Annotated in this window: 14 protein-coding genes and 1 rRNA gene; 9 read left to right on the plus strand and 6 right to left on the minus strand. The window is 70.8% G+C overall.

The window, feature by feature from the left end; translation table 11 throughout:
• Nucleotides 1-113: ribosomal RNA gene (locus H293_RS0107965) — 16S ribosomal RNA — on the minus strand; the annotation flags it as partial.
• A gap of 552 nt (nt 114-665) precedes the next feature.
• Here H293_RS0107965 and H293_RS0107970 point away from each other — a divergent pair.
• On the plus strand, nt 666-1,115 hold the full coding sequence (locus H293_RS0107970; RefSeq protein ID WP_020117354.1) for a PTS sugar transporter subunit IIA: 450 nt from the start codon (nt 666-668) through the stop codon (nt 1,113-1,115).
• Between the two features lie 81 nt (nt 1,116-1,196).
• Nucleotides 1,197-2,867, plus strand: coding sequence for a phosphoenolpyruvate--protein phosphotransferase (gene ptsP, locus H293_RS0107975; RefSeq protein ID WP_028807655.1), 1,671 nt, complete (start codon nt 1,197-1,199; stop codon nt 2,865-2,867).
• A gap of 69 nt (nt 2,868-2,936) precedes the next feature.
• Here the strand turns inward: ptsP and H293_RS0107980 are convergent, their stop codons facing one another.
• The 3 genes from H293_RS0107980 to H293_RS61360 are packed head-to-tail and all read right to left on the minus strand — an operon-like array spanning nt 2,937 to nt 5,060.
• A complete protein-coding gene (locus tag H293_RS0107980; RefSeq protein ID WP_020117356.1) occupies nt 2,937-3,830 on the minus strand; it encodes a hypothetical protein in 894 nt (297 codons plus the stop codon).
• A 22-nt stretch (nt 3,831-3,852) separates the two neighbouring features.
• Entirely contained in the window at nt 3,853-4,332 is a 480-nt protein-coding gene (locus tag H293_RS61355; protein ID WP_310591870.1) for an MFS transporter, read from the minus strand.
• Nucleotides 4,332-5,060 (minus strand): MFS transporter, encoded by a 729-nt coding sequence (locus tag H293_RS61360; RefSeq protein WP_310591871.1) that lies wholly within the window; start codon nt 5,058-5,060, stop codon nt 4,332-4,334. The genes H293_RS61355 and H293_RS61360 overlap by 1 nt, the downstream gene beginning before the upstream one ends.
• Before the next feature lie 121 nt (nt 5,061-5,181).
• On the opposite strand from H293_RS61360, the gene H293_RS0107990 reads away from it, so the two are divergent.
• The gene (locus tag H293_RS0107990) at nt 5,182-6,507 is read left to right on the plus strand and encodes an aminotransferase class I/II-fold pyridoxal phosphate-dependent enzyme (protein ID WP_033415316.1); all 1,326 of its coding nucleotides are present in this window, start codon (nt 5,182-5,184) and stop codon (nt 6,505-6,507) included.
• 9 nt (nt 6,508-6,516) lie between these two features.
• Here the strand turns inward: H293_RS0107990 and H293_RS0107995 are convergent, their stop codons facing one another.
• Complete coding sequence (locus H293_RS0107995) at nt 6,517-8,484, minus strand: acetoacetate--CoA ligase (protein ID WP_020117358.1); 1,968 nt, start codon at nt 8,482-8,484, stop codon at nt 6,517-6,519.
• A 212-nt stretch (nt 8,485-8,696) separates the two neighbouring features.
• Between H293_RS0107995 and H293_RS0108000 the strand changes: the two genes are divergently transcribed.
• Nucleotides 8,697-11,063, plus strand: a complete 2,367-nt coding sequence (locus H293_RS0108000; RefSeq protein WP_028807656.1) for a glycoside hydrolase family 31 protein — start codon at nt 8,697-8,699, stop codon at nt 11,061-11,063.
• 3 nt (nt 11,064-11,066) lie between these two features.
• Here the strand turns inward: H293_RS0108000 and H293_RS0108005 are convergent, their stop codons facing one another.
• On the minus strand, nt 11,067-11,603 hold the full coding sequence (locus H293_RS0108005; RefSeq protein ID WP_020117360.1) for an NUDIX domain-containing protein: 537 nt from the start codon (nt 11,601-11,603) through the stop codon (nt 11,067-11,069).
• Between the two features lie 135 nt (nt 11,604-11,738).
• Here H293_RS0108005 and H293_RS0108010 point away from each other — a divergent pair, with 135 nt between their 5' ends.
• From H293_RS0108010 to glpK, 5 genes are all read left to right on the plus strand, one after another.
• Complete coding sequence (locus tag H293_RS0108010; protein WP_020117361.1) at nt 11,739-12,164, plus strand: Zn-ribbon domain-containing OB-fold protein; 426 nt, start codon at nt 11,739-11,741, stop codon at nt 12,162-12,164.
• Complete coding sequence (locus tag H293_RS0108015; protein WP_028807657.1) at nt 12,161-13,351, plus strand: lipid-transfer protein; 1,191 nt, start codon at nt 12,161-12,163, stop codon at nt 13,349-13,351. Before H293_RS0108010 ends, H293_RS0108015 begins: the two co-directional genes overlap by 4 nt.
• Before the next feature lie 118 nt (nt 13,352-13,469).
• On the plus strand, nt 13,470-15,122 hold the full coding sequence (locus tag H293_RS0108020; RefSeq protein WP_020117363.1) for a GGDEF domain-containing protein: 1,653 nt from the start codon (nt 13,470-13,472) through the stop codon (nt 15,120-15,122).
• A 374-nt stretch (nt 15,123-15,496) separates the two neighbouring features.
• The gene (locus tag H293_RS0108025; RefSeq protein WP_020117364.1) at nt 15,497-16,222 is read left to right on the plus strand and encodes an MIP/aquaporin family protein; all 726 of its coding nucleotides are present in this window, start codon (nt 15,497-15,499) and stop codon (nt 16,220-16,222) included.
• Nucleotides 16,223-16,291: 69 nt separating this feature from the next.
• Entirely contained in the window at nt 16,292-17,803 is a 1,512-nt protein-coding gene (gene glpK, locus H293_RS0108030; protein WP_020117365.1) for a glycerol kinase GlpK, read from the plus strand.
• The last annotated feature ends 10 nt before the right edge of the window (nt 17,804-17,813 follow it).

Consider the following 17,813-nt stretch of genomic DNA (forward strand, 5'->3'; position numbering starts at 1 on the left):
GTGTTACTCACCCGTTCGCCACTAATCCCCACCGAAGTGGTTCATCGTTCGACTTGCATGTGTTAAGCACGCCGCCAGCGTTCGTCCTGAGCCAGGATCAAACTCTCCGTGAATGTTTACCCGTAATCGGGTGCACACACACGAGAGCGGAACAACCACCGGAATAAGGCGGTCGTTCACAGCGTCCTCGCTGTGTTTATTTCAAAGGAACCTCGTCCCAGCAGATGCTGGAGACGGGGTATCAACATATCTGGCGTTGATTTTTGGCACGCTGTTGAGTTCTCAAGGAACGGACGCTTCCTTTGTACTCACCCTCTCGGGCTTTCCTCCGGGCGCTTCCCTTCGCTGTTCCAAACTCTATCAGTGTTTTTCCGGCCCCCTGACCACCGTTCTGCAGACATGCAGAAGGTGACCCCGAGATAGGATCTGACAAGTTGGATGCTGCCCGGCTGGGACGCTCGGTGGCGCCGCTCGGCCTCAAGCAGGAGTACGACTGTACACGGGGCCTGGAAGGCGGTGCAAATCCATTGGACTGGTGGTCTAGACCACCAGCCGGTATCTTCCGTGCGGAGCCCTTACTTCATTTGACATACGCTGCTGGACAGCGCCGCCCGAGACAAGCAGTGACGGCGCGTGTACGCAGCTCCACCCCTGGGAGGCTTCCCATGACCACCGTGACGTCCCCGCTTGCAGGACACGCCATCGGACTGGCCGCAGTGCCGGATCCGGTCTTCTCCGGGGCCATGGTCGGCCCGGGTACGGCGATCGAACCCGTGCGTGAACCGTCCGAGGCCGTCGCACCCGTCGACGGTGTGATCGTCTCTCTCCACCCGCACGCGTTCGTCGTCGTGGACGAGCAGGGACACGGCGTGCTCGTGCACCTCGGAATCGACACCGTGCAGCTCAACGGTGAGGGCTTCGAGCTGCTGGTGAGCAAGGGCGACACCGTCACGCGCGGTCAGGCGATCGTGCGCTGGAATCCGGCCGCCGTCGAAGCCGCCGGCAAGTCCGCTGTCTGCCCGGTCGTGGCTCTGGAGGCCACGGTCGAGGCGCTCTCCGAACTCCGTGACAACGGCGATGTGAAGGCCGGCGACAGTCTCTTCAGCTGGAAGTGACGTGACCGCCGTCGTACGACGGCGACCAGGACGACAACCATCGCGGCGGCGGGGCCCGCCGCACTATCGGAGACGGGTGAGATGGACACAACGCTGCGAGGCGTCGGCGTGAGCCATGGTGTGGCGATCGGCGAGGTTCGGCACATGGGAACGGCGGTGTTGGAGCCGCCTGCCAAGCAGATCCCGGCGGAGGACGCGGAGCGTGAACAGGGGAACGCCCGCAAGGCAGTGGAAGCCGTGGCGGCCGACCTGATGGCGCGCGGCAATCTGGCGGGGGGCGAAGCCCAGGCGGTGCTCGAGGCGCAGGCCATGATGGCCCAGGATCCCGAGCTGATGGCGGACGTGGACCGGCGTATCGCCGTCGGCAGCACGGCCGAGCGGGCCGTGTACGACGCGTTCGCCGCGTACCGGGAGCTGCTGGCGGGTGCCGGGGAGTACCTCGCCGGACGCGTCGCCGACCTGGACGACGTGCGGAATCGTATCGTCGCTCGGCTGCTCGGGGTGCCCATGCCGGGTATCCCGGACAGCGACGAGCCGTACGTCCTCGTGGCGCGTGACCTCGCTCCCGCCGACACGGCTCTGCTGGACCCGACGCTCGTTCTGGGTTTCGTCACCGAGGAGGGTGGACCGACCAGCCACAGTGCGATTCTGGCGCGGGCGCTCGGGGTGCCGGCCGTCGTGGCGCTGCCGGGTGCCGGTGAGCTGGCCGAGGGCACGGTCGTCGCCGTCGACGGCAGCACCGGTGAGATCTTCGTGAACCCGAGCGATGAGAAGAAGGCCGAGTTGGAGGCCGCTGCCGCTCAGCGGAAGGCCGCGCTCGCCGCGTCGACGGGCCCGGGGGTCACCGCCGACGGTCACAAGGTGCCGCTGCTGGCGAACGTCGGTGGTCCGGCGGACGTACCTGCCGCGCTCGAGGCGGGGGCCGAGGGTGTCGGTCTCTTCCGTACCGAGTTCCTCTTCCTCGACGACAGCAAGAACGCTCCGTCCGAGGAGAAGCAGGTCGAGGCGTACCGCCAGGTCCTTGAGGCGTTTCCCGAGGGACGAGTGGTCGTCCGTGTGCTGGACGCGGGCGCGGACAAGCCGCTGGACTTCCTGACACCGGCCGACGAGCCGAACCCGGCATTGGGTGTGCGGGGGCTGCGGACGCTGCTGGACCACCCTGAGGTGCTGCGTACTCAGCTGACGGCGCTCGCGAAGGCCGCCGAGGGGCTGCCGGTCTACCTCGATGTCATGGCCCCGATGGTGGCGGACCGTGCCGACGCCAAGGCGTTCGCCGACGCGTGCCGTGCGGCCGGGCTGCGGGCGAAGTTTGGCGCGATGGTGGAGATCCCCTCCGCTGCCCTGCGGGCTCGGTCGATTCTGCAGGAGGTCGAGTTCCTGTCGCTGGGGACCAACGACCTCGCGCAGTACACCTTCGCCGCCGACCGTCAGGTGGGTGCGGTGTCGCGGCTGCAGGATCCGTGGCAGCCCGCGCTGCTCGACCTGGTCGCGCTGTCCGCCGAGGCGGCGAAGGCCGAGGGCAAGAGCTGTGGTGTCTGTGGTGAGGCCGCGTCCGATCCGCTGCTCGCCTGTGTGCTGACCGGTCTTGGTGTCACCTCGCTTTCCATGGGGGCGGCGTCCATTCCGTACGTCCGGGCGACGCTGGCGAAGTACACGCTGGCGCAGTGCGAGCGTGCTGCCGCAGCCGCGCGGACTGGCGACAGTGCTGACGAGGCGCGTGCCGCGGCTCAGGCGGTGCTGTCGGGCGAGTAGTCGGACCTGATCGGCCGGCTGACGGTTCCGGAGGGCGCTCCACCTGTGGGTGGGGCGCCCTCCTTGTGTTCAGTGGCTGTGGTGTGGCGTCTGTCCTTGCGGTCCGAGGTCGGGGGGCGTGCAGTAGTCGACGTCCGATTCCGGGGAGATCAGATCGCCGGAGTCGATGTCGGTGCAGTAGGCGTCGAAGACCTCTCCTGCGGTGAGGGGTTCGAGGCCGTCGCCGCGCAGGCGCCAGCCGTAGATGCGGTCGGTGGTGCCGGGGGCGCTGGTGCGCATGACGAGTCCGCCGGGGCTCCGGGTGGCGATGCCGAGTGCGAGGACCGTGGTGAATTCAAGGGCCTCGGCCTCGTCGAGTTGTACGCATCCGTCGGTGTTCTCGTCGGAGTGGAGGACGGAGACGAGGGTTTCCGGGGTGCCGGTGACGCTGCAGACCAAGTGGTGTTCGCCCGGCAGGGCTGTGTCGAGGATCCGGAGGAGGAGGTCCGAGGCGCGGGTGAAGGCCGCGCGGCCGATGTCCTCCCCGCAGGAACCGCAGGTGCCGAGGCGTGCGAGGAGTGTGGTCGCGTACTCCCAGGTGGCCTGGCGGACCGCCTCGTCCACGAGGGCAGGTACCAGGTCGGTGAGTGGCTGGCCCTCGTACGGGAGTGTCGGGCCGGTGCCGGCGAGTTCGGCCGTGAAGCGTGTGCGGCTCGACGGGACGTCCGGGTCGAGGCCCGTCTCCTCGCAGAACTCGGCGTACTCCTGGGGATCGAAGAGGGCGACGGTGGTGTGGCTGCCCTGTGCGGAGCGGGTCCTCAGGAGGTCTTCGACCTGTTTCAGGTAGGTCGCGTGGTCGTCGAAGGTGAAGGTGCGGTAGCGCCGCATGGCGCGGAAGTCGTGTTCGTCCGTGAGCAGGCCGATGGTGCCGGCGATTTCGCGGCGCAGGACGCGTCGCATCGTCTGGTGGTCGGTGTGCGCCATGTTTCCCCCTGTGCGCAGTCGATCAGTGCTCACTCACAGTAACCGGCGGCACTGACAAAGAGGGTTGAGTGAGGCGCTTCCGCACCAGTCGGTGCTGGATTGTGCAGGTCAGAGCGATGGCTGTGCCGAAGGTGGCCCATCCTGCCGGGCCGGTGGCGATGGCAGCGGTGACCGCCAGTGGTCCGAATGTGCGCTGCACGGACTGGGCCAGGCCGTGGACTCCGAGGTAGGCACCCTGCACGGTGTCGGGGGCGAGAGCGACCGAGAGTTCCCACGAGACGGTGGCGTGGAGCATCTCGGCCAGGGTGAAGGCGACTGCGGCGGCGGTGAGGAGCACGGTGGCGGTGACGGCTCCGCCCGTGGCCGCGAGTGCCATGGCGATGCCGCCCAGGGCGAAGGTGACGGAGAGCGGGAGGAGGAGGTTCCGGGCCGCCGCTGTGGTGGTGCCGAATCGTGCGAGGGGCACCTGGAGTGCCACGACCGTGACGTTGTTGAGGACCATCAGGAGTGGTGCGAGTCCGTTCGGGGCGTTGCTCTCGTGCGCGATCCACAGGGGCAGACCGACCTTGAACACGGCGTCGTCGAGGAAGAGGACGGTCTCGGTGGCGACGTAGGCGAGATAGGTGCGGTCGCGCCACGGGTTCGTCGGTCTGGTCGTCGGGGCCGGGTGCTTCGAGGTGATGACGGTGCGGGTAGGGGACGGGGGTTCGCCCAGCGCAGGGTGAGAAGTGCTGAGGCGATGAAGGAGAGGGCGTCGCCGGCGAGGAGCCATTGGTAGGCGGTGGTGGTGCCGAGCGCCAGGGCCGCCGCGGCGGTGAGGCCTCCCAGCGCCCAGCCCGCGTTGGCGACGGTTCGGTGGAAGGCCTGGTAGCGGACGCGGTCCGGCCCTGCGACCCGGGCGGCGTAGAGCTTGGTGAGGACGCTGGCGGCGCGGTCGCCGAGGCCACCCACCGCCGAGAAGGCGATGAGCAGGGCGTAGTTGTTCGTGGTGAGCAGGGCGCAGGAGGCGACGGCCCGCACGAGCTGGACGATCAGCAGGACTCGGGTGACCGGAAACCGGTCGGCGAGCTTGCCCCCTATGGGTGCCCCGGCGATGCCGATGGCGCCGGCGGCAGCGGCGAGGGTGCCGACCTGGGCGAGGGAGAGGGCGGAGACGTAGGTGAAGTAGAGGACGGAGACGGACGCCCACAGTCCGCTGCCGACGCGGTCGACGAGCGCGATGGTGAGCATTCCGCGCCCGTCGCGCCCTCCGGGAACGCTTCTCGACCATGATGCCGCGCGCCGTGTCGGATGCACTGCTCCCCCTTCGCCTGCTTGCTTTTCATTTATGTACTGATACATACTTGGCAACGTGGCAACACAATATGGGATCAGTGGCACGACGGCCAAGGGAATTGCGGCGTCCGTCGAACGGGCCGTGGCCGAGGGCTCCATGGCGCCCGGGGCTGCACTGCCTCCGGTGCGGCGCCTCGCGGACGACCTCGGCGTGAGCCCGGGAACGGTCGCGACGGCGTACAAGGAACTGCGGCAGCGCGGCATCGTGGTCACCCGGGGCCGAGGCGGGACCGTTGTGGTCCCGGCTCCGGCTGTGGCGTCACGTCGGCCGCCCAAAGTGCCCGAGGGGCTGCGGGACTTGGCGGGCGGTCACCCGGATCCTCGGCTGCTCCCCGGTCTGGTGCCGCCCTCGCGGCTGTCACCCGGCGCCCGTTCGCACCGTTCGACGCCCCGGCTGGCGCGGCTCGAGGACGCCGTACGCGCGTGGCTGGGGTCCGACGGCGTACCGGTGGAGCATGTGACCTTCGCGCACGGGGCGTTGGATCTGGTCGGGCGGCTGTTCTCCGTCGAGCTACGGCCCGGTGACGCCGTGGCGATGGAGGATCCCGGATACCACCATCTGCTGGATCTGGTCACGGCGTTGGGGCTGCGCATGATCCCCGTCGCGGTCGACGACGAGGGAGTGCTGCCCGAGGCCGTGCGCACGGCGCTGCGGGCGGGGGCGGGGGCGCGGGCGCTCGTGTGCAGTCCGCGGGCGCAGAATCCGTACGGTGGTCGCTTCTCCGCCGAGCGCCGGGAGGCGCTGCTGGGTGTGCTCCGGGAACACCCTGAGGTGCTGGTCGTGGAGAACGACCACGCTTCCGCCGTCGCCGACGCGCCGTTGCGGACCCTGACCGGCGCGGGGCTGTCGCGCTGGGTGCATGTGCGGACGGTGAGCAAGTTCCTGGGGACGGACCTGCGATGGGCGGCCGCCGCGTGTGATCCGATGACACTGGGGCGGCACGACGGGCGGCTGCTGCTGACGTCCGGCTGGGTCAGTCATCTGCTCCAGGAGACGGTGTACGGGCTTCTCACAGACGAGAGCACGCGCGCGTTGGTCGCTCGCGCCGAGGAGACCTACACCGTGCGCCGGAACGCTCTGGTACAGGAGCTCGGCGACCGGGGCATCGAAGCGCACGGGGCGAGCGGGATGAACGTGTGGGTGCCCGTCCGGGACGAGTCGGCCGTGGTGAACGGGCTGCGGTCGTACGGCTGGTGGGTCGCGGCCGGAGCCCGGTTCCGGCTGTCGGCGGGGCCGGGCGTGCGGATCACGACTGCCGAGCTGGCGCCGGCCGACGCGGCGCGGCTGGCCTCGGACTTCGCCGGAGTGCTCGGCGAGTCCGAGGCCACCTACGGTGGTTGACCCGCTCGGTCAGGCGCGTTTGCGGGCCAGGTCCTCGTAGAAGTGCAGCAGGTCGAGGTTGTCGATGGAGCCCGGGTTGACCGCCTTCTCCAGAGGGGTGCCCTGGAGGAGGCGCTTGACGGGGACCTCGATGCGCTTTCCGGTGAGGGTGTGCGGGATGCCGGGGACCTCGATGACCTCGTCCGGGATGTGGCGGGGTGAGAGGTTTTCGCGGATCGTCGCCTTGATGCGGTCGAGGAGTGCCTGGTCCAGGACCGCACCCGGAGCCAGCTGCACGAACAGCGGCATCCAGTAGCCGCCGTCGGGCTGTTCGATGCCGATGACCAGGGACTCCTTGATCTCGGGGAGTCGCTCCACGGCCTCGTAGATGTCGGCCGAACCCATGCGGACGCCCTGGCGGTTGAGCGTCGAGTCGGAGCGGCCGTGGATGACGACCGAGCCGCGCGAGGTGACGGTGATCCAGTCGCCGTGCCGCCACACTCCGGGATAGGTGTCGAAGTAGCTGTCGTGGTAGCGGCTGCCGTCGGGGTCGTTCCAGAAGTGGATCGGCATGGACGGCATGGGGTTGGTGACGACCAGCTCACCGACCTCGTCGACCAGGGGCTTGCCGCTCGGGTCCCACGACTGCAGGTCGGTGCCGAGGCTCGGTGCCTGGAGCTCGCCGATGTACACGGGCAGGGTCGGTACGGCGCCCGCGAAGCACGAGCACACGTCCGTGCCGCCGCTGACGGAGGCGATCCACAGGTCGTCGCGGACCTCGTCGTGCAGCCAGCGGAAGCCGTCGGGCGGGAGCGGTGAGCCGGTGGTGGCCACGCACTGCATCTTGGAGAGGTCGAAGTCGCGTCCCGGGTGCACGTCGGCCTTGCGGCAGGCCATGACGTAGGCGGCCGAGGTGCCGTAGAGGGTGGCGCCCGTGCGTTCGGCGACCCGCCACTGGGCGCCCGTGTCGGGATAGCCGGGGCTGCCGTCGTACAGGACGACGGTCGTGCCCGTGAGGAGGCCGGAGACGAGGAAGTTCCACATCATCCAGCCCGTGGAGGTGTACCAGAAGAAACGGTCCTCGGGGCCGAGGTCGCAGTGCAGGCCGAGTTGCTTGAGGTGCTCGACGAGGATGCCGCCCTGCGACTGGACGATGGCCTTGGGCAGGCCCGTCGTGCCGGAGGAGTAGAGCACCCACAACGGATGCGCGAACGCCACCTGTTCGAAGACCGGTTCCGTGTCCGTGCGGGTGAGGGCGGCCCACTCCAGGGCGCCTTCAGGAGCCTCGGTCCCAAGCAGCGGGATGTGGACGACGGCGCGCAGGGAGGGCAGTTCGCGGCGGAGTTCAGCGACCGTCTCGCGGCGGTCGTGCTCCTTGCCGCCGTAGCGGTAGCCGTCGACGGTGAACAGGACGACCGGTTCGACCTGCTGGAAGCGGTCCAGGACGCTGCGGGCGCCGAAGTCGGGAGCGCAGGACGTCCAGACGGCGCCCACGGCGGCCGTGGCGAGGAGGGCGACGACGGCCTGCGGGATGTTCGGGAGGTAGCCGCTGACGCGGTCTCCGGGGCGGACGCCCAGGGCGCGCAGCTCGGCGGTCAGGGACCCCACCTGGCGGCGCAGCTCGGACCAGGTCACCGAGGTCGGCTCGTGGGTCTCGTCGACGTACAGGAGGGCGGGTTCGTCCGGGCGGCTGTCGGCCGCGCGCAGAGCGTGCTCGGCGTAGTTGAGGGTGGCTCCGGGGAACCACTCGGCGCCGGGCATCGAGCGGTCGCCGAGCACGCGCGCGGAGGGCGTCGAGAACCGTACGTCGAACCACTGGGTGAGGGCTGCCCAGAACGGCTCCAGCTCGTCCACGGACCAGCGGTGGAGCGCCTCGTAGCCTCCCTCGGCCGGGGCGCCGTGGTGCTCGGCCGCCCATGCCTGGAACCTGGTGACCTGGGACCGGGCGATGCGCTGCGGATCTGGCTGCCAGAGCGGCTGGGGATTCTCGGTCGGCATGGGGGCTCCCGGGCTGTGCGCGTCGTGTGCGTCTCCCGCGCACGGGTCAGGGGTGTGCGCGTGACGCGGCTGACAGGGACGATGCCATGTGATCAACTTCTACGCCAGGGTGCCCCCCACATAGTCCGTGTCGTGAAGATGTGGCCCCGGCACGGGTGAACGGCAGTTGAACGACACGCGCGCGGGGGGCGGTGAGTGGCAGGGTGAGCAGCATGAGCGGTCGTGACCTGGTGCGTTCGATAAGGGCGGTCGGTTCGGCGGGGGCGCCCCAGGGGTTGCGTACCGTGCGTGCCGCGTGGCGCAGGAGGCGTACCGACGCCGTCGGGTTGCCCGCGCGGGGAGCCGAGCGGGCGCGGGTGCCGGGAGCGGTCCAGGACGCGGAGCCGGCTCCCGGCGGGGGTGTCGTCCGGTTCAGCCGCTCCGAACTGCGGATCGTCGTCGCGGTGAACGGGGCGGTCTTCTGGGGGTGGGACGGCGCCGGGCCGCAGCCGTCGTACGCGCTCGCGGGCCGCTGCCCGGAGCCGGATCCCCGGGCGGTCCTGGAGCCGGACAAGGACGGCGGCTGGCGGGTCGTCGCCGAACGGGCCACGGTCATGGTGTCGCGGCACGGAGCCGTCGAGGTGCGTACGCCCGGCGGAGTGACCCTGCGCCGGGATCTGCCGCCCCGCTGGTGGGAGCCGGTGGGCGGGGGCGAGGCGCGCTGGATGCAGCGGTCCGAGGTGGCCGCCGACGCCCGGTTCTTCGGACTGGGCGGGCGGGCCTCGGGGCCTCGGTTGCGGGACGGGACGTACCGCCTGTGGAACACCGATCCCGGCCGGGCCTTCGGGCCGGGCGACGATCCTCTGTACGTCACGATGCCGGTGCAGCTGGTGGTGGCCGACGCCGCCACCCATCTCGTGTTCCACGACACCTCGTGGGACGGCACCGTGACCCTGCGGGAGGGCGAGGAGGGGGCCGGCTCCGGGCACGACCGGGCGGGGATGTCCGAGCTGCGGATGGCCGGCGGTCCGCTGCGCTGCTGGGTGATGGTGGGCACTCCCGCGCGCGTGCTGCTCGCCTGGGCCTCGCTGACCGGTGCGCCCGCGCTGCCGCCGTCCTGGGCGCTGGGCCATCATCACGCCCGCTGGGGCTTCGGCAGTGAGCAGGAGGTCCGGCGGATCGTCGCCGGGTACCAGGAGCGCGGTCTGCCGCTCGACGCCGTGCACCTGGACATCGACCACTACGACGAGCACCAGGTGTTCACGGTCGACCAGGAGCGCTTTCCCAAGCTGCCTCAACTGGCCGAGGAGCTGCGGCGGGACGGGATCCGGCTGGTGTCGATCGTCGACCCGGCGGTCAAGGCGGCGCCCGGCAACGCCGTCCATGACAGCGGGACGGCCGAGGACGCCTTCGTGCGGGACGCGTCGGGGCGGCTCGTGAAGGGGGTCGTGTGGCCCGGGGAGGCGCTCTTTCCGGACTTCACGCACGCGCGTGTACGTGCCTGGTGGGGTCGCCTCTACCAGGAGCGACTCACGGCGGGGTTCGCGGGCTTCTGGCACGACATGAACGAGCCCACGTCCTTCAACGCGTTCGGGGAGTCCACCCTGCCGCGCTCGGCCAGACACGCCCTGGAGGGTCGCGGTGGCGACCACCAGGAAGCGCACAACGTCTACGCGCTGTGCATGGCCCAGGCCGGATACGAGGGTCTGCGCGAGCTGGTGCCGGGCGAGCGACCCTTCCTGTTCTCGCGCTCCGGGTGGGCCGGCATACAGCGGTACGGGGGCACCTGGTCCGGTGACGTGGCCACCGGATGGCCGGGCCTGCGGGCTTCACTGTCGCTCGTCATGGGCCTCGGCCTGTGCGGGGTGCCGTACTCGGGGCCCGATGTGGGCGGCTACGACGGGCACCCCTCCCCCGAGCTGTATCTGCGCTGGTTCCAGCTCGGCGCCTATCTGCCGTTGTTCCGTACCCACGCGAGTCCGCGGGCCGGGCGCAGGGAGCCGTGGGAGTTCGGTGCCGAGGTGCTGGAGCACGCACGCGTGGCGCTCGTGGAACGCCGTCGGCTGCTGCCGTACTTCATGACGCTCGCGCAGCTGGCCCGGCGTACCGGAGCGCCTTATGTACGGCCCCTGTGGTGGTCCGTGCCCGAGGACCGCGCCCTGCGGGACTGCGAGGACGCCTTCCTGCTCGGCGACAGCCTGCTCGTGGCACCGGTGCTCGATCCGGGCGGCGACCGGCGTGCGGTGCAGCTGCCGCGGGGGCGCTGGTACGACACGACCACGGAGCAGGTGTACGAGGGGCCGGGACAGGTCCTGGTCGACGCCCCCCTGTCGCGGATCCCGGTGCTCGCGCGCGCGGGCGCCGTCATTCCGGTGCGGGGGGACGACGGCGGGATCGAACTGGAGGTGTGGGCTCCGGCCCGGGGACGGAGCGGGGGCGGGCTGCTCGTCGAGGACGCGGGCGACGGTTGGGACGAACCGGAGATCGAACGGTACGTCGCCCGCTGGGAGGGCCGGAAGCTGGTCGTTCAGCGGGAGGGCGAGGACGGCTTGAGTGAGCCGTCCCACCCGGTGCGGCTGCGCGGGCTGGGAGCGCGCTGAGACTCAGAGGTAACGGCCCTCGAACCAGGCCCGTACGGCCAGCGTGTGCAGCGGGAAGGCGAGCTCCTCCGGCCTGCGCAGGAGGTGCCAGCCCTCCGTCTCGTTGGTGGGCGCGGACTGCGGGAGACCGTCGGCGGGACGCTCCGGCAATGCCCCGAACAGCAGCAGGTGGCCGTCGGGCGAGCTCAGCGCGTCGACGAGCCGTACGTCGCGGCTCGCCGCCTCGATGCCGGTCTCTTCCCTGAGTTCACGGACCAGGGCGTGCCGCCAGTCCTCGCCGTCGTCGATGAAGCCGCCGGGCAGCGCGATGCCTCCGCGCGCGGGAGCCACGGTTCGGGTGATGACGACCAGAGCGGTGCCCTGGGTGTCGTACACGGGCTGGAGCGCGACGGCGACCGGCAGGGGGTTGCGGTACGCGACGGTGTGGCAGACGGGACAGGTGCGGGGCCAGCCCGCGACACCCTCTCCGTAGGGCGCTCCGCAGCTCGAACAGTGGGAGCCAGGGACGGAGTTGGGGGTGGAGTGCTGAGTTTCGGACACGCCGCGGACTGTATCCGATCATCAGGTGGTCCGGTTGCGCCGGGCCCTCTGCCTCTTTGCGGCTGCCCGTGGCACACTTCTGACGTTCCGTCAGATCTGGGCCGGGGAGGACCTGTGCCGCGCACGCACACACCTGTGGTCGCCGGGTGGTTCACCGGTGACGGAGACGACTTCACACTTCTCGGAACCCGCTGCTCCGCCTGCACCTCGGTCTTCTTCCCGCGCGAGGACGGCTGGTGCCGCAACCCCGGATGCGCCGGTGGCGATCTGGCGGAGATTCCCCTTTCGCGCCGCGGTCGCGTCTGGTCGTACACGGACAGCCGGTACCGGCCTCCGTCACCTTATGTGACCGATCCGGAACTTCCGTGGGAGCCGCACACGTTGATCGCTGTGGAGCTGGCCGCCGAGCGGATGGTGGTGCTGGGGCAGGCGGCTCCCGGGGTCACCGCCGCCGATCTGACCGTGGGCGCGGAGGTGGAGGTCGTCCCCGGGGTGCTCCATGAGGACGGGGAGACGGTCTGGACGACGTGGCAGTGGCGGCCGACGGGGGTGACGGCATGACGGGAGAGGTGGCGGTGCTCGGTGCGGGCATGCACCCCTGGGGCAAGTGGGGGCGCAACTTCGTCGATTACGGCGTGGCGGCGGCGCGCGCGGCGCTTGGCGACGCCGGCCTGGAGTGGCGGGACGTCGCATCGATCGTCGGCGCGGACACCGTGCGGGGCGGTTATCCCGGCTACGTGGCGGGGGCGACCTTCGCCAGGGCGCTGGGCTGGCAGGGGGCCCGCGTCGCCAGCGTGTACGCCGCCTGCGCGTCCGGGGCGCAGGCGGTGGCCGCCGCGCGGGCGCAGATCCTCGCGGGCCTGGCCGACGTGGTGCTCGTGGTGGGTGCCGACGCCGCCCCCAAGGGATTCTTCCGGCCCGCGGGCGGCGACCGGCCCGACGATCCGGACTGGCTGCGGTTCCGGGTCCTCGGGGCGACCAACCCGACGTACTTCGGGCTGTACGCGCGCCGGCGCATGGCCGTGCACGGGGACACGGTGGAGGACTTCGCGCAGGTCAAGGTGAAGAACTCGGCTCTGGGCGCACTGAATCCGTACGCGCGCTACCGCAAGCGGGTCAGCGCGGACGAGGTCGCGGCCTCCGCCGTGGTCGCCGATCCGCTGCGGCTGCTCGACATCTGCGCCACCTCGGACGGCGGGGCGGCGCTGGTGCTCTCCAGCCTGGAGTTCGCGCGCCGCAGGGGCGTGGCCGAGCCCGTGCGGATCAGGGCGGTGTCGACGGTGACGCCGAGGTACCCGAACACGGTGCTGGATCTGCCGGACATCGCGACCGACTCCGCCGCCGCGGCCGAGCCCGCCGCCGAGACGTTCCGTGCGTCGATCGCGCGCGCGGCCTACGAGGAGGCGGGTCTCGGGCCGGAGGATCTCTCCCTCGCCGAGGTCTACGACCTGTCCACCGCCCTGGAGTTGCAGTGGTACGAGGACCTCGGGCTGTGCGGGGAGGGCGAGGGCGCGAAGCTCCTGCGGGAGGGAGCGACGGCGCCCGGCGGGCGCATTCCCGTCAACACGAGCGGCGGGCTCGCCTCCTTCGGTGAGGCGGTGCCGGCCCAGGCGATCGCCCAGGTGTGTGAGCTCACCTGGCAGCTGCGAGGCGACGCGGGCGACCGGCAGGTCGAGCACGCGCGCGTGGGGATCACCGCGAACCAGGGGCTGTTCGGGCACGGGTCGGCGGTGATCGCGGTGAGATGACCGGCCGGGCCGAGGCCCCGGGAAGGGCTTCCCATACGGTGCGTGAGCGGCCCCGAATCCTGCGTGAACGTCTCATGAACTGCGCTTGGGCGTGGGCTGAGGGAGCCATCATGCTCCCGTGCGCTCCTGGACGGACACTCTCCGCTTCGCCTTCCAGCCCGTGGTCAATCTGGCCACCGGCGGAGTCGCGGGGCTGGAGATACTCGCCCGCCCCGAGACCGGCGACATCCTCGCGGAGGCCCGCCGCGACCCTGAACTCGACGGACGGCTCGCCGTGTTGGCGGTAAGGGCGGCGGCACGCCGGGAAACGCTGCTGCCGCTGCACGTCAATGTGTTCGCGGGCACACTCGCCGACCTCGGCGGCCTCACCCCGCTGCACCACGCGGTGTGTGAGGTGGGTCGGCTGCCCTGGGAGATCACCCTCGACGTGGGTCCGCCGTACACACATGTGCCGCACCAGGCACTGCTGGAGGCGCTCGCCGAGCTGCGGGGGCAGGGTTTCCAGATCAGTGCGGACGGCGTGGGCGACGGGGACGTACCGCTGAGACTCCTTGTCGACATGTCGCCCGACCTCGTGAAGCTCGACGCGTCGCTGCTGGTCCGGCCGTCGGCGGTGCGGGCGATGCGGACCCTGTGCGACGAGCTGGGAGCGCTCCTGTGCGTGGAGGGCGTGGAGACGGAACTGCAGTACGGGGCCGCGCTGTCGGCCGGTGCGCAACTGGCGCAGGGCACACTGCTCGCGCCGCCGTCCCGGCTCCCCGCGGCGGAGGTATACGTTCCGCCCCGCTCCCCCGCCGATGCGGCGCCCCCGCGGTCGGGTCCTTCGGTACGGGAGTTCGTACGTCCCGCCGCGCTGTTGCCGGCCACCGCGTCCGCGGGGCAGGTGCGGGCACTGCTGACCGGGTCGCCCGACGTGTCCGGGGTGCTGCTCGTGGACAGGGAGGGGGTGCCGTTCCGCTCGGTGCACCGCTCGCGCTTCCTGCTGTCGATGTCGGGGCGCTACGGACACGCCCTGTACGCCGACCGTCCCGCGGCCAAACTCGGCGATCCGCCGCGGACGGTGGGGATCGACGCCACCGCGTGGGAGGTCCTGGACGTGGTCGCGGTCGGCGACCGGGACCGTACGTCGGACGATGTCGCCGTGGTCGACCGGTTCGGCCGGTGCGTGGGAGTCGTGCGGCTCGCGGATCTCGTACGGGCGCTGAGCGAGACCCGGGTGGAGGAGGCGGCCGGGCTCAACCCGCTGACGCGGCTGCCCGGTTCGGACGCGATCACGGGCGAGGTGGACCGGCGTGTCGCCGCCGGTCGGACGTTCGCGCTGAGCTGGCTGGACGTCGACCACTTCAAGCAGGTCAACGACGGGGCGGGATTCGCGGCGGGCGACGAACTCATCCGCGCGGTGGGACGGGTGCTGCAGCACTCGGCGACCGGCACCGCGCGCGTGGGGCACATCGGCGGGGACGACTTCCTGGTGCTGACGGATCCGGAGGAACTGGCTCCGCTGGCCGCGTCCGTTCTCGACGCCCCGTGGGCGGCGGGCGGGCGGCCTGTGACACTGTCCCTGGCCACCGTGGTGTGCGTGCCGGGCAGCGTGGCGGACCATCGGGAGGCGGCGGCGTGTCTGGCGCCGTTGAAGAAGGCCGCCAAGGCGCTCAGCGGGGCGAGTTGGGTCGTGGGACGGGCAGGACTTCCCGGGCACGAGATCCGCCGCGGGACGGGGCCACAGGCGCCTTCGGCGGGGTATGCGGTGGCTGAGCCGGGGCGGGGCTGAAGAGGCATCAGGTAAGTCGCCCCCCTTCGGTTCGAAGAGGGCTCGTCCGGTCCCCGAGCCCGTTGTTCAAGTCGGTTCGGGCGCCCGTCCCAACCGTTGCCGTCGGCGACCTTGACGCTCCCCGGGGCCCGGTGAACACTTCGGGTGTCGGTCGACATCGCCGTACATTCTCGGCGTTCCAGGCACCACGCCGCGCGGGCCCCCCATGAGCCAAGGCCCATACCCCCACGGGCGATTCGGCTGCGACGGCACGCTCGTCGCGGACGCCGGGCGGGGCGCGGGACCTCCCTGCCCTCGGCAGTTCGCCAAGGGAACCGCAACCCTGCACGGAGAACCGGGGCGGGAAAGCCCCGGGCCATGGCCTAGGAGCCGCCATGAGCAACGGAGACGTATTCCTCGGTGAGGTCATCGGTACGGCCATTCTGATCCTCTTCGGCGCGGGCGTGGTCGCCGCCGTCGTTCTCAACTACTCGAAGGCGAAGGACGCCGGCTGGGTCGTCATCGCGTTCGGCTGGGGCTTCGGCGTGCTGGCCGGGGCGTACACCGCCGCGCCGCTGTCCGGCGGGCATCTCAACCCCGCCGTGACCATCGGGATCGCCGTCGACACCGGGGACTGGGACCAGGTACCGGTCTACATCGCCGGGCAGATGGTCGGCGCCATGCTCGGGGCGGTCCTGTGCTGGCTGACCTACTACGCGCAGTTCCGGGCCAACGCCGAGGAGGAGATCGCCCAGCCCACGCTCGGGATCTTCTCGACCGCGCCGGCGATCCGCAATCCCGTGGCGAACCTGGTCACGGAGATCATCGCGACCGTCGGACTGGTCCTGCCGATCCTGGCCTTCGGACTCACCAAGGGCCTCGGCGAGTCCGGTACCGCGGTCCTCGTCGTCGCCTTCCTGGTGGTGGGCATCGGTCTGTCGCTCGGCGGGCCCACCGGATACGCCATCAACCCGGCCCGTGACCTGGGCCCACGCATCGTCCACACCCTGCTGCCGATCCCCAACAAGGGCACTTCGGACTGGGGCTACGCGTGGATCCCGGTGGTGGGGCCGCTGATCGGCGGGGCACTCTCCGGCGTGATCTTCAATGCAGCATTCTGAACCGCAGCCCTCGTGTAGCGCAGCCCTCGTGAAACGCAGCCTCGTGCAGGAACCGACGAAGGGGACGTCATGACGGACAAGTTCGTCGCCGCCATCGACCAGGGCACCACCTCCAGCCGCTGCATCATCTTCAACCAGGACGGCGCGATCGTGGCCGTCGACCAGCGCGAGCACCGCCAGATCTTCCCCAAGCCCGGCTGGGTGGAGCACGACGCCACCGAGATCTGGTCCAAGGTGCAGGCCGTGGTCGCCGGGGCGGTCGCGAAGGCCGGGCTGCGCGCCGACCAGCTCAGCGCGCTCGGCATCACCAACCAGCGCGAGACGACGGTCCTGTGGGACCGCGCCACGGGCAAGCCCGTGCACAACGCGATCGTCTGGCAGGACACCCGTACCGCGGCTCTGACCCGCCGGCTCGGTGGCTCGGACGGCCAGGACCGTTTCCGCGAACAGACCGGACTGCCGCTGGCCACCTACTTCTCGGGGCCGAAGGCGGCCTGGCTGCTCGACAACGTGCCGGGACTGCGCGCGCGTGCCGAGAACGGCGAGATCGCCTTCGGCACCATCGACTCCTGGCTGATCTGGAACCTCACCGGCGGTACGGACGGCGGGCGGCACGTCACGGACGTGACCAACGCCGGACGGACCATGCTGATGAACCTGGAGACGCTCCAGTGGGACCAGTCCATCCTGTCCGCGATGGACGTGCCCGACGCGGTGCTGCCCGAGATCCGGTCGTCCGCCGAGGTCTACGGCACCGCGGTCGGCCAACTTGCGGGCGTGCCCGTGGCGTCGGCGCTGGGCGACCAGCAGGCCGCGGTGTTCGGGCAGGCCTGCTACGACGTGGGCACGGCGAAGAATACGTACGGCACGGGCTCGTTCCTGCTGCTCAACACGGGCAACCGGCCGGTCCCGTCGAAGAACGGCCTGCTGACGACCATGGGCTACAAGATCGGCGGCGAGGCGCCGGTCTACTGCCTGGAGGGGTCCATCGCCATCACGGGCGCCCTGGTCCAGTGGTTCCGCGACCAGCTCGGCATCATCCGTGCCGCCGACGAGATCGAGCCGCTCGCGGCCAGTGTCGAGGACAATGGCGGCGCGTACATCGTGCCCGCCTTCTCCGGCCTGTTCGCGCCCTATTGGCGTTCCGACGCGCGCGGGGTCGTCACGGGCCTGACGCGCTACGTCACCAAGGCGCACCTCGCGCGGGCCGTGCTGGAGGCGACGAGCTGGCAGACGCGCGAAGTCGTGGACGCCATGTACCAGGACTCCGGGGTGCGGATCACCACCCTGAAGGTGGACGGCGGCATGACCAAGAACAACCTGCTCATGCAGCACCAGGCGGATGTGCTCGACGTGCCGGTGGTCCGGCCGAAGGTGTCCGAGACCACATGCCTGGGCGCCGCGTACGCGGCAGGGCTCGCCACGGGCGTGTGGAACGACCTCGACGAGCTGAAGGCCCACTGGCAGAAGGACGTCGAGTGGACGCCGAACATGGAGGCGTCCGTCCGGGACCGCCAGTACCACAACTGGCGCAAGGCCGTGGAGAAGAGCTTCGGCTGGGAGGAGGACGGCGAGAACTAGGCACGCGCGC

It is taken from the genome of Streptomyces canus 299MFChir4.1, assembly GCF_000383615.1.
In the GTDB taxonomy this organism is placed as follows: domain Bacteria; phylum Actinomycetota; class Actinomycetes; order Streptomycetales; family Streptomycetaceae; genus Streptomyces; species Streptomyces canus_C.